The organism is Enterococcus sp. AZ177, assembly GCF_050544585.1.
GTDB lineage: Bacteria > Bacillota > Bacilli > Lactobacillales > Enterococcaceae > Enterococcus_L > Enterococcus_L plantarum.
The window spans coordinates 880,198-892,733 of the sequence record NZ_CP172944.1; the positions used below are offsets into that span (position 1 = coordinate 880,198).

General features: G+C 36.1%; 9 protein-coding genes. 5 read left to right on the plus strand and 4 right to left on the minus strand.

The window, feature by feature from the left end; translation table 11 throughout:
- The first annotated feature begins 102 nt into the window (after window positions 1-102).
- From IGJ34_RS04215 to IGJ34_RS04235, 5 genes are all read left to right on the plus strand, one after another.
- On the plus strand, window positions 103-1,386 hold the full coding sequence (locus tag IGJ34_RS04215) for an MFS transporter (RefSeq protein WP_069655494.1): 1,284 nt from the start codon (window positions 103-105) through the stop codon (window positions 1,384-1,386).
- A gap of 160 nt (window positions 1,387-1,546) precedes the next feature.
- A complete protein-coding gene (gene allW, locus IGJ34_RS04220; RefSeq protein ID WP_069655493.1) occupies window positions 1,547-3,007 on the plus strand; it encodes an allantoin permease in 1,461 nt (486 codons plus the stop codon).
- 174 nt (window positions 3,008-3,181) lie between these two features.
- Window positions 3,182-4,549 carry an allantoinase AllB gene (gene allB / locus IGJ34_RS04225; RefSeq protein ID WP_206835537.1) on the plus strand — a complete coding sequence of 456 codons (1,368 nt, stop codon included), beginning with the start codon at window positions 3,182-3,184 and terminating at the stop codon, window positions 4,547-4,549.
- A gap of 118 nt (window positions 4,550-4,667) precedes the next feature.
- On the plus strand, window positions 4,668-5,906 hold the full coding sequence (locus tag IGJ34_RS04230) for an MFS transporter (RefSeq protein ID WP_206835535.1): 1,239 nt from the start codon (window positions 4,668-4,670) through the stop codon (window positions 5,904-5,906).
- Window positions 5,907-6,065: 159 nt separating this feature from the next.
- The gene (locus IGJ34_RS04235) at window positions 6,066-7,397 is read left to right on the plus strand and encodes a hypothetical protein (protein ID WP_206835533.1); all 1,332 of its coding nucleotides are present in this window, start codon (window positions 6,066-6,068) and stop codon (window positions 7,395-7,397) included.
- Window positions 7,398-7,527: 130 nt separating this feature from the next.
- Here IGJ34_RS04235 and IGJ34_RS04240 read toward each other — a convergent pair whose 3' ends face one another.
- The 4 genes from IGJ34_RS04240 to IGJ34_RS04255 form a co-directional block, all read right to left on the minus strand.
- Window positions 7,528-8,274, minus strand: coding sequence for an SDR family NAD(P)-dependent oxidoreductase (locus tag IGJ34_RS04240; protein ID WP_430598195.1), 747 nt, complete (start codon window positions 8,272-8,274; stop codon window positions 7,528-7,530).
- Between the two features lie 248 nt (window positions 8,275-8,522).
- Window positions 8,523-10,445 (minus strand): PTS fructose transporter subunit IIABC, encoded by a 1,923-nt coding sequence (locus tag IGJ34_RS04245; protein ID WP_069655488.1) that lies wholly within the window; start codon window positions 10,443-10,445, stop codon window positions 8,523-8,525.
- A 134-nt stretch (window positions 10,446-10,579) separates the two neighbouring features.
- Window positions 10,580-11,494 (minus strand): 1-phosphofructokinase, encoded by a 915-nt coding sequence (gene pfkB / locus IGJ34_RS04250; protein ID WP_206835513.1) that lies wholly within the window; start codon window positions 11,492-11,494, stop codon window positions 10,580-10,582.
- On the minus strand, window positions 11,491-12,243 hold the full coding sequence (locus IGJ34_RS04255; protein WP_242596185.1) for a DeoR/GlpR family DNA-binding transcription regulator: 753 nt from the start codon (window positions 12,241-12,243) through the stop codon (window positions 11,491-11,493). The genes pfkB and IGJ34_RS04255 overlap by 4 nt, the downstream gene beginning before the upstream one ends.
- Window positions 12,244-12,536: the final 293 nt, after the last annotated feature.

Genomic DNA, 12,536 nt, shown 5'->3' on the forward strand with positions numbered 1-12,536 from the left:
ATTAAAACGAATAAGAAGTTATTTTTTTGATGTTTAATTCCGAAATTGCACAAACTTTTTTGGCGTCAAGCATACAAAAAAATAACATATGGAGGAAATGACATGGATGTAAAAAGTAAGGGTTCAGGAATGGATTATTGGAAAAAAATCGTTATTTTGTTATGTGCTGGCTGGGTAACAATCTGGGTATATCGTTCAGCTTTATCACCGGCGTATCCACAGATTAATGAATCACTTGGCGGCAATATTACGGATACAGCATTAGGTTTTATTTCTACATGTTACTTTTTTGGATATGTAGCAATGCAAATCCCAGCAGGTTTCTTAGTAGATAAAATTGGGAAGAAAAAAGTACTGATTCCAGGCTTTATTGTTTTTGGATTAGCAGCTCTATTGATTTCTCAAGCAACGAATATTCAAATGATATACGTTGGTAGTGTTTTTGCAGGTTTAGGGTGTGGCTCTTTCTATGGATCAGCTTATTCATTAACTTCTCAAAATATTCCACGTGAAAAAAGAAGTTTTTCTACTGCAATTGTAAACAGCGGATCAGCTGTTGGTTCTGGTTTAGGTTTGATTTTATCTAGTTTTTTAGTTGTTCAATTAAAATTCCCATGGCAAACAATGATGTATATTTCTGTAGCATTGATTGCTGTGATGTTAGTGGCATTTGTTGCAATTATTCGTAATAATAAAGAAGATGCTGAATTTTTAGCACAATCTGAAGCGGCAGAGGCAGCTGAAGCAGCGGCTGCTGCACCAGAAGCTCCTGTTGTTGAAAAAGAACATGTTTCAATCAAAAAATTATTTTCACCAAAAATGCTATTTGCCTACATTTTATACTTTGCTACTTGTTATGCGTATTATATGACGGTTACTTGGTTACCAAACTTCTTAGGAACAGAACGTGGGTTTGAAGGAGCAGCAATTGGATTTTCTGCTTCTCTTGTAGCCTTCGCATCAATTCCAGGTGCGCTTTTCTTTAGTCGTTTAGCAGATAAATTTATGCACAAAAAAGTACAATTTATTGTTATACTAGAATTTTTAGCAGCAGCTATGTTATTATTAACTGTACAAGCAACAAGCTCAACGCTGTTATTAATTGGTTTGATTTTATACGGATTCCTAGGGAAACTTGCTGTAGAACCAATCATTATTTCATGGCTTGGGGAAAATGCACCTAAAGTTGGTATTGGTACAACCCTTGGTGTATTTAACTTTTTCGGAATGATGTCTTCAGTTATTGCACCAACATTGACTGGTTCTATATCTGATGCGACTGGTTCGAAAGAGATGGGCTTTTACATTTCAGTTATTTTATTAGTAGTTGGAACGGCATTATTCTTATTAGCAAACTTGAACAAAAAGAAAGCAACTGCTGAGTAAGCATTTTTAATCTTAAGAAATAAATAATGGATGTGTTTAGCTTCTGAAACTAAATATAGTGGATAGAAACTAAGCGCATCTTATTTTTTTAAAGGGATATTGGTAAAGAGTGTGCTGTTTTAACTATAGTGTATGGAAGCGCTTAGAAGGAGGCGAAACGATGGAAAACCAGGATTATCAAATTACCGAAGAAGAACTTCAACGTTTTCAAGAACGGGGCTATAATGAAGATCTGCTTCCAAAACCGTTATCAAAAAGAATGATGGGAAAGTTGAACTATTTCACGCTATGGATGGGTTCAGTTCATAATATCCCCAACTACACAGCGGTCGGAGGATTTTTATTTCTAGGACTTTCACCAATCAATATTATGTTGGCTTTGGTGATAAGTGCTTTGGCTGTTGCTTTTTTTATGACCTTTAACGGTCGTGCTGGATCAAAATATGGCATTCCTTTTGCCATTCATTTACGCTCAACTTACGGAGATATTGGAGCAAAGTTACCAGGATTTCTTAGAGGGTGCGTAGCTGCGATCGCTTGGTTTGGGTTACAGAATTATACGGGTTCGTTAGCGTTGCTGATTTTGATTGGTAAGGTTTGGCCAGGATTTTTAACGCTTGGCGGAAATACGATGATCTTGGGAATTTCTATTCCAGGGTTAATTTCTTTCACGATCTTTTGGGCAGTGAATATGTTGATTGGTTTCGGTGGAGGAAAGATTCTGAATAAGTTTACAGCAATTTTAAGTCCTCTAATTTATATTGTGTTCGGTGGTATGGCAATTTGGGCAATTGGAGCAGCAGGTGGTTTGGGACCGATTTTATCTTATGATGTTGCGGGAGCATCACATAGTATTTCGCCTGTTTTTGTTTATTTTATGATTATAAATTCAGTTTTAGCAGTCTGGGCAGCGCCTGGTGCGAGTGTGTCAGATTTTACCCAAAATGCAAAATCTACCAAAGATCAAACGATTGGCCAAACAGCTAGTTTCCTAGTCGGTTATGGCATATTTGCTTTTTCAAGTGTTGTGATTTTGATTGGGGGTTCTATTCGTTATGGAATTCAAGAATGGAATATTTTGAATATCGTTGATCGATGGGATAATTCATTTGCAATTATTGTTGCAATGCTTGTCTTCTTATTAACAACGGTTTCTACTAATGCAACAGGGAATATCATTCCTGCTGCTTATCAGTTATGTGCATTATTTCCTAAGAAAATCGATTATAAAAAAGGTGTCTTAATTGCCAGTGTAATAAGTTTTCTGATCATGCCTTGGAAACTAATGGAAAATGCAGATAGTATTTTTATTTTCTTGAATACGATTGGTGCCGTATTAGGTCCAGTAGCTGGAACGATGATTGCTAATTACTATTTTGTTCAGAAACAAAAAATTGACTTGAATCAATTGTATATGGATCCAAAAGCTGATAATAGTCATAATATTTACAAAGGTCTGAATAAGCCAGCTTATATTGCTACGATTGTGGCACTAGTTATTTGTTTAAGTGGTAATTTTATTCCTGCTCTAAAAGTGATTTCTGATATTTCGTGGATTTCTGGTTTTGTATCTGCTTTTGGTTTATATTTAGGATTAAGAAAAGTATTTGATAAAAACTAAAGTAGAACAAGTTTTTGTAAAATAGAAGGTCGTTACTTTATATTACGTAGCTTAAAGAGCTTGCCTTTGGGAAAGCGAAAAATAAAATGAGAAAAGCAACTCCTTAGATATTTTTCTGTTTTCTTGTAAAGGATAGTTAGGTTCTTTTGGCTTTAAAATTTAGGAGGAAAGCAAATGGGATATGATTTATTGATCAAAAATGGTTTAGTTATTCTGGAGTCGGGAGAAGTTAAGACAGATGTTGCCGTAAAAGATGGATTGATTGCAGCTATCGGGAATGATCTTGGTGAGGCGGATAAAGTCATTGATGCAACAGGTCTAGTTGTTAGTCCAGGTATGGTGGATGCGCATGTGCATATTACAGATCCTGGCGGTGGTTATCGCGATCAATGGGAAGGGTATATCACGGGAACAGCCTCATGTGCTAAAGGCGGAGTGACATCATTTATGGAGATGCCTTTGAACCAAGTTCCAGCAACAGTGGATGGTGAATCATTAGAAATAAAATATACTGCTGGAAAAGGCAAATTGAAATCAGACGTGGGCTCATTTGGTGGTCTAGTACCATTTAATCTTAAAGGTGGTATTCAAGAATTAAATGATGGCGGAGTTGCGGCGTATAAATGTTTTATGGCGACTTGTGGAGATCGTAGCATTGATGGTGATTTCATGAATGTCGATGACTATTCTCTATATGAGGGGATGAAACAAGTTGCTAAAACAGGTAAGGTTCTAGCAATTCATGCGGAAAATGCTGCAATTACAGATAAATTAGGTGAACTTGCTTATAAAAATGGAGAAACAACTTTAAAAGCTTATGTTGCAAGTCGTCCAGTTTTCACTGAAGTGGAACCTATTCGCAGAGCAATAGTATTAGCTAAAGAGACTGGCTGTCGCATCCATATTTGCCATATTGCTTGTCCGGAAGGTGTGGAAGAAGTAACGAAGGCAAGAGCAGCTGGTGTTGATGTGACGTGTGAAACGTGTACTCATTATCTTTACTTTGATACAGATGAATTAGATGCAATTGGCCCTGTGGTAAAATGTTCACCGCCAATTCGTGATAAGGAAAATCAAAATGGCATGTGGAAAAAAGTACTATCAGGGGAAATCGATTTTGTGACTTCTGACCATTCTCCATGTACACCTGATTTAAAAGACAAAGAAAATGCTTTTGAAGCATGGGGTGGAATCTCTGGAGTTCAAAATAATGTTGATGTTCTTTTTGATGAAGGGGTTCAAAAAAGAGGTATGTCGTTAACACAATTTGCAGATATTATTGCTACAAATCCTGCTGATCGTTATAATTTGGATCAAAAAGGACGAATCAGTATTGGCAAAGATGCTGACTTTGTCTTGATCAAACCAAAAGCTCCTTATACATTAAAAGCAGAAGATTTGGAGTACCGCAATAAAATCAGTCCTTATATCGGGCGTGAAATTGGAGCGCAAGTTGTACAAACGGTTTTAAGAGGTCATGTTATCTATTCGAAAGATACTGGCGTTTCGAATGAGTTTGTTGGGGACTTTATCAAGAAATAAACAAGTGAATAGAATGAAAGTGAGATCAGACATGAAAATAGTTGTTTTTAATGTCTGATCTTTCTTATTTGTGATGAGGACTCGTATAGTGGCTTAGTTTAATCAAGGAGAGTGAACTATGGAGGGACAAAAAAAACTGAACAGACAAATGCCATATTGGAAACAGATTATTTATATATTAACGATTGGTTGGATCGTTATTTGGATTTATCGAACAGTTTTGACGCCTATTTATCCGATTATTAGTGAATATTTTGGTGGTGCGACGGATGCTCAGCTTGGTCATATTTCAAGTTTCTATTTTTTAGGCTATGTTTGTATGCAAATACCTTCAGGAATATTAGTAGATAGAGTAGGAAAAAAACAAATTCTGATTCCTGGTTTTTTATTATTTGGTCTAGGTGCATTGGTTGTTGGGGTAGCACAAAATATTGGTCTGGTCTTTATTGGAAGTGTTTTTGCTGGATTAGGTTGTGGTACCTATTATGGTGTAGCGTATTCATTAACTTCTGAATATGTACCGGTATCGAAAAGAAGCTTATCGACAGCAATCGTCAATAGTGGAACAGCGATAGGGAGCGGTCTAGGTCTGGTTTCATCTAGTTATCTAGTTGGAACGGGTGTCTTGCCTTGGCAAGCGTTGATTTTTGTAACCGTTATGTTGATTCTGTTAGCTACGGTTATGTTTTTCTATTTTATTCGAATAGAAAAACCAAAAACTATAAACAATACAAAAGCAGACGTGAAAAAACAAACATCACTCAAAGAGCTTTTTAAACCGCGTATGATTTCAGCGTATATATTGTATTTTTCAACGTTGTATACTTACTATTTGATTGATACGTGGCTACCCAACTTTTTAGAAACGGAAAAAGGGTTTTCTGGTACTTCTGTCGGTCTAGCTTCTTCATTAGTATTTTTTACAGCAATCCCTGGTGCGCTTATTTTTAGCCGGATCGCAGATGGTATACCTAAAAAGAAAGTCCAATTGATTATCTTGCTTGAGATAGTAGCGGCTAGTGTGCTGTTGATCACTGTGACGACAACAAATCAAACGATTTTAGTAGTTGGTATTATGGCATACGGATTTTTTGGAAAGTTAGCAGTTGAGCCAATCATTATTTCTTGGTTAGGAGAATCAGCACCAAAAGGGAGCATTGCAACAATGTACGGCGTGTTTAATTTTTTTGGTATGTCAGCTTCAGTCATTGTTCCATCTTTAACAGGAAAAATTTCTGATCTCACTGGATCAAAGATTTATGCATTTTACTTAGCGATTCTCATTATAGGAATTGGCACTAGTTTATTTTATTTGATTAATCGTTTTATGGGAGAGAAGAAAAAAATCCTCGATTGATCACACATAAAAAAAGACATCTTCTTTCTATCGTTTCCCCAGACGAAAGAAAAAGATGTTTTTTTGCTATTTAGAGGCAACTTTTCGATTCTTCAAGTATATTAGATGAAGTCTGACTTTATTTTCGTTATACTTAATGAAAGGAATGAGGTGGAGCAAATGGAGAAAACAGAGAAAATATATATGGTATTCGCTCGGGCTGATTTTTCTTTAGAAGAATTGAAACAAGATATTTTTGATTGGTTAAGTTTTTTGCGTATCGTGACAAATCCTGAAAGTTATCGCTTTGGTGAGGAAGAATCGCAAAAATTTGATCTACAAGCCTTGATTTATCAAATTCAGCAACTTACAGAAGAAGAAAATTTATGGCTCAAAGTGAACAGCCGAGGGGGAGAATTCCAACTCCATATTTCTAAGTTGGCGCTTCATGAACGGACGATTTTAGATGGCACAATTTTTATCGAGAATCAAAAAATGATTGAAGATTATTGTGAAACTCGTATGGTTAAAAATGGCCTCTATGGGTATATTAGGTCATTGGATGACTATTTATATAATAATGTTGAAAATATCGAAAAAAGGACATTCGAAACAGATAGTGAAATTGCTAAACTACCGAAACGATACGATAGTAAAAAATCTATCATTGTTGATTGTAATCAACTTGCTGGTTATGATATTTATTTCAAAGGTTTGTGTTTAACTTCATGTTGGAAAATGTATTATTCAAGTTTGTACTATCAAATTATTCCTAAACCGATTTTTTTGGAAGTGCAACAAGTTCATTCCGTTGAGGAAATAGCGAATCAAGTCATCAAAGTTACTTTATTCAAAAATCCATTTAACTGGAATATGCCCGTTAATTTAAAGTATCAACGTTTATTCAGAGATCAGCTAGGGTATGACCAATTGGCTTGGAATAATGGAACGGGTGTTTTACGTGCTCCATACATTGAATATGCTTTTGTTAAAGAGGTTACACAGACGGTTCAATACCAAAATAATTACTATCAACCAGTTGAAAAGAAAAATGCAACGTATTTTGTAACGAGAAGTTACGATCTGCTTCATCAAAAATATAGAGTAAACCGTACAAAAGGGATATTAAATGCGCAAGCCTATTTCCCTTGGATCGACGAGAAAAGTCGCAAGATGATGAATTATCGTGTGTTGAATCCTGAAATGGCAATTGATGATGGACTTTCCGCGTATGAATTTTATATACGACAATTTTTAGAAATCGATGTTTTGGATAAAAAATATGATGAGTTTGTTTCGGTCTTGCGTTTTTATCTGCCAAAAGAAGCGATTCAGCAAGTTCCACTCGAAGAGCTGTGGGAGAAATTATGTGATGTGAATATAAGTAATTTAAAGAAAAAAGAAGCATCGACACGTTTTGATTTGCAAAAGGCTAAGAACCATTTGCGTGTTGTATTTTTGGATTCGAGTTATTTAGAAACACTTAATCAGACAATTGATATCAGTGAGTAGTTTTTTTAATAGGGGCTGTCATATAACGAAAAAAAGTTATATGACAGCCCCTTAAAATTTGAATAAATAATGTGAAAAGTCTAAAGACGTATTGGTTCAGTTTTGTTAATTTACAAAATAGAGGTGTGATTTACATTGTAATACGGTCTCCGTCTATCACCAATTCAGCACCAGTTACAAAACTAGCTTCATCACAGGCTAAGTAAATAACACCATTTGCGAAATCTTCAGGTTTTCCTATATAAGGAAATGGAACGGACTTTTTATAATTTGGACTGATGGCTGGAAAAGTAGTTTCAATCATAGGCGTATAAATAACTCCAGGACAAATTGAATTTACCCGAATCTTATCTTTAGCATATGCAAATGCTGCATCAAGTGAAAGTGAGCGAATAACATCTTTGGCTGCTGCGTAAGGATTGTTATCCGATAAATTAACTAATCCTTCCAGAGAAGAAATCGTGATGATCGAGCCACCACCATTTTTTATCATTGGTGGAATTACTTCTTGTAAACCAAAAACAAGACTATTTATATCAACAGCCTGAATTTTTTCCCAGTCTTCCTTCGTTAAATCTAACAACATTTTCGGGGAGGAAACCCCAGCGTTGTTGACTAAAATATCGATTTTTCCGTAGTTGTTTATTGTATTAGAAATGACTTTTTGCCAGCTGCCACTAGAGCTAACATCGTGTTTGAAAGCAGTTGCGATGCCACCCAATTGCGTTATTTCTGAAATGACGGTTGAGATCTTGTCTAAACGTCTAGCTGTACAAACTACAATTGCTCCTTCTTTTGCAGCGGATTTAGCAGTTGCAATACCAATACTACTTTGGGCGTCTGTAAGCAACATTACTTTACCTAATAATCTATTCATAATAAAAACCGCTATAATGTAAAATCATCATAGTTATCCTCTCTTGATTATTTTAAAAATAGTGTCCTTGTTAAAAATGAACTGGTTAACTTGTAAAGAATGTGCACTTCTTATTTATAAGTTTAATATAGAATTTTTTTTAAAGCTAATGATATAGACCAAAAATGATAAGTTTTTCATCAAGAAAAAGCCTCAAATGAATGCGACCGAAATCTACATTATTTGAGGCTTGAGTAGTTATAAGAAATTTATTGAGCGACTGGTTTTTTTACAATACCTAAAATCACTGCAGAAACGACTGCTCCAATGGCAATAAACAATAGATATAAGAGTGGGTGACTTAACAATAGGGCTACGAAGATACCGCCATGAGGAGCCAACAAGCGAATACCAAACCCACCAACTAACCCACCAGCTAATGCAGATCCCACGACGAAACTTGGAATAACACGTAATGGATCAGCTGCAGCAAAAGGAATCGCACCTTCAGTTACAAAAGATAAGCCCATCACTAAGTTGGTCAAACCAGCGTCTTTTTGGTCTTGTGTAAATTTATTTTTAAAGATCAAGGTTGAAATAAAAATAGCTAATGGAGGAACCATACCACCGGCCATAACGGATGCCATGATAATACTTCCACCTTCAGTAACTGTGGCAGCAATCGATGCTGTACCAAATACATAAGCTGCTTTATTGATCGGACCACCAAGGTCAATGGCCATCATACCACCAAGTAAGGCTCCTAAAAGTGCAGCATTAGTTCCATCTAAACTTAATAAGAAATTATTTAATCCATCATTGATAACTTTCATTGGAACATTGACTAAAAGCATTAATCCACCAGTAATCAGTAAACCAAATACCGGATAAAATAAAATGGTTTTGATTCCATCAAGAGATTTAGGCAATCCTTTGAACAGTTTTTTCAAGAAAATAATGACATAACCGGCTAAGAAACCACCAACCAAAGCACCTAAGAAACCAGCACCACCTGTATTCGCTAACGCACCAGCAGCAAAACCGACGATCAATCCTGGACGATCAGCAATACTTGAAGCGATGAATCCTGCTAAAACGGGCAACATGAAACCAAATGCAGCGGCACCGATTTGATTGAACCAAGAGGCTGCTTGATTATAATTACCAAGCATACTTAATTGGTCTTGTGGAACACCAATAAATTGGTCGATCATGAATGAAAGGGCAATGGCAATTCCACCACCGATAACGAATGGCAGCATATGTGAAACACCATTCATTAAATCTTTGTAAATTCTTGAACCTACTGAACCGTCAGCTGATCCATCCTCTTCACTTGTATCTGATTCAGAACTATGGAAAGTCGGTGCTGTCCCACTAGTTGCTAACGTAATTAATTCTTCTGTTTTACGAATCCCATCACTAACGGGACGATTGACTAATTCTTTACCATCAAAACGATTCATTTCAACTTTTTTATCGGCTGCAACGATAACACCATCAGCACGAGCAATATCTTCAGCGGTTAGTCGATTTTTGATCCCTTCAGATCCGTTCGTTTCAACTTTGATGTCAACGCCCATTTCTTTCGCTTTTTTCTTTAGCGCATCTTCTGCCATATAAGTATGAGCGATTCCAGTTGGACAAGCAGTAACAGCCACAACGAATTTACGATCTGTATTGTGATTAGTATTGGAAGCTTCTTCTAATTGTTCTTGTTTTTCTTCAGCTTCTTTTGCTTCTTCAGCGGATTGAAATAAGTTTTGAACATCTTCTGGCGTTTTTGTTTCTTTTAGTTTCGCAACAAAATCAGGATCAATCAATAGGCGAGATAGGGCAGCTAAAGCTTGCAAATGAGTATCATTTGCGCCTTCTGGAGCCGCAATCATAAAGAATAAATAGGTTGGCTGTCCATCTAATGCCTCGTAATCAACGCCTTTGTTACTTTTGGCAAATAAAACAGTAGCTTCTTTGACAGCACTATTTTTGGCATGGGGCATCGCGATACCGTCTCCAAGACCAGTTGATGTTTGTGCTTCGCGAGCTAGAATTCCTTCTTTATAGATGTCAATATCAGAAATTCTACCGCCATCATACATTTTTTGAACCATTTCATCAATGGCTGCTTTTTTATCAGTAGCTTGCAGATCCATGATCATAACGTCTTTGACTAGTAAGTCTTTGATGTTCATTGTTTTTCCTCCTAAATATATAAGTAACAGTGTTCCGTTTCACTTCAGCTTGTACTTTTCACTATCATGTTTCAAAGCAAAAGCTGAATGAGCTATTTCTATAGTGTAGCCAATGTAGCGAAATAAGAGTAATCCTATTTGATTTTTTCTATTTCTACTTCTGAGATTAATTCATTGATTAAATCGATAGATGCTAAGTCATCTGAAAAAGCAGTAGCACTTCCGCAGGCAACCCCCCATTTAAATGCCTCAATCGGATCTTCTTTTTTAGCAAATGTTCCTACAAAACCAGCAATCATTGAATCTCCTGCACCAACAGAGTTTTTTAAGGGACGTTTTAGCACGTTTGAACGATAGATACCGTTTTTAGTGAATAACAAAGCACCATCACCAGCCATTGAAATGATCGCATGCTGTGCCCCGTCTTCTAATAAACGTTCACCAAAGGGTAAGATATCTTCCATAGTTTTAAATTTTACATCAAACAGTTCAGCTAATTCGTGGTTATTTGGCTTGATCAGCAAAGGATTTTGCGGTAGAGCATTTAATAAGTCTTTACCAGTGGTATCAATGACAAAATCAGCCCCTTTGTCTTTGATAATTTGAATTAGCTCTTCGTAAAAACCTTCTCGAAGTGTAGCCGGTGTACTTCCTGATAAAACGACAATGTCTCCAGCTGAAATCATACTTAAAGTTTGTTTTAAGTCTTGCATTTCTTCGTTGCTGATAGCTGGCCCCAAGCCGTTGATTTCAGTTTCGGATTCTGATTTTAATTTGATATTGATTCGAGTGTCTTCTTGAACTGTGGTAAATTTTGTCTGGATTTTTTCTTTTTTCAGCCAGTCGGAAATGAAATTACCTGTAAAGCCACCTAAGAATCCGAGTGCCGTTGATTCAGCTTGAATTCTTTTTAAGATTCTGGATACGTTGATGCCTTTGCCGCCAGGTAGTTTAAAATCATTGTTCATACGGTTTAGGTCACCTAGTTTAAGTCCGTTCACATGAACGATATAGTCGATGGAAGGATTTAAAGTTACTGTGTAAATCATTGTATTGCCTCCTTGATCGTTGTTTTTTTCTGGAATTGTTCAAATAATTCTGGTGAACAATGATTCGTGAGAATGATTACATCCTCAAGTTCGGTTACTTTTGTGAATGTTACTTTATTTAATTTTGTTTGATCGATCAGGACATATGCTTCTTCAGCTTGAGCAATAGCCAAACGTTTTAGAGCGGCTTCTTCAGGATCTGGTGTTGTTAAACCAAATTCAAGATGAGCACCATTCATGCCCATGAAAACTTTGTTGAAACGGAAATGACTAAGCTGCTCCATGCCAGTTGCGCCTGTGATTGCTTTTGTTGAAAGTTTTAGCGATCCACCAAGAATAACGGTATTGATATTTAAATCACCAAGTTTTGCAGCATGATGGACTGAATTTGTAACAACTGTGATTGTTTTGCCCGATAAAAATGGCAACATCTCCAAAGTGGTCGATCCTGCATCCAGATAAATAACGTCACCATCATGAACAAATTGAGCGGCTAATGAAGCAATAATCTGTTTTTCTTGCGTGTTTTTGACTGTTTTTTCAGTCATATCTTGTTCAAAGCCTAAATTTAAAATTCGTTTTGCGCCACCATGAACGCGTTCTAATAATTCTGCATTTTCTAATTCCTGTAAATCACGACGTATAGTCGATTCAGAGGCATTTAATATAGTAGATAATTCTTGAGATTTGACGACATATTGTTGATCTAATAAACGTAAAATGGCTTGATGTCTTTCCTCTGTAAGCATTTTCACACCTCTTTTCATTGATTATAATAGCACACTTAATTTGTAGATGCAATCTAAAACGGTCAAAAACATTCATTTTCAAATAAAAACAATCAATCTAGGTGTTTCAAACTTAGAGTTCTATCATTTGACTAAGATGATTATTCTTTTGCCTAACGAGTGGAGGTAAGATTATAGAGATAAGTATGAATATTTGCAGAATAGTGCAAGAATTTGAATGGTATTTTCCAACTGATGGCAAGCATTGGTAATATTTGACTGGAATAGTAAAAAATTGCATAAAATAAAAGGAA

Bases quoted from the DNA above. Each gene is read 5' to 3' on its own strand.
- IGJ34_RS04215 (WP_069655494.1), top strand. From the start codon at position 103: ATGGATGTAAAAAGTAAGGGTTCAGGAATGGATTATTGGAAAAAAATC.
- allW (WP_069655493.1), top strand. From the start codon at position 1,547: ATGGAAAACCAGGATTATCAAATTACCGAAGAAGAACTTCAACGTTTT.
- allB (WP_206835537.1), top strand. From the start codon at position 3,182: ATGGGATATGATTTATTGATCAAAAATGGTTTAGTTATTCTGGAGTCG.
- IGJ34_RS04230 (WP_206835535.1), top strand. From the start codon at position 4,668: ATGGAGGGACAAAAAAAACTGAACAGACAAATGCCATATTGGAAACAG.
- IGJ34_RS04235 (WP_206835533.1), top strand. From the start codon at position 6,066: ATGGAGAAAACAGAGAAAATATATATGGTATTCGCTCGGGCTGATTTT.
- IGJ34_RS04240 (WP_430598195.1), bottom strand. From the start codon at position 8,274: ATGAATAGATTATTAGGTAAAGTAATGTTGCTTACAGACGCCCAAAGT.
- IGJ34_RS04245 (WP_069655488.1), bottom strand. From the start codon at position 10,445: ATGAACATCAAAGACTTACTAGTCAAAGACGTTATGATCATGGATCTG.
- pfkB (WP_206835513.1), bottom strand. From the start codon at position 11,494: ATGATTTACACAGTAACTTTAAATCCTTCCATCGACTATATCGTTCAT.
- IGJ34_RS04255 (WP_242596185.1), bottom strand. From the start codon at position 12,243: ATGCTTACAGAGGAAAGACATCAAGCCATTTTACGTTTATTAGATCAA.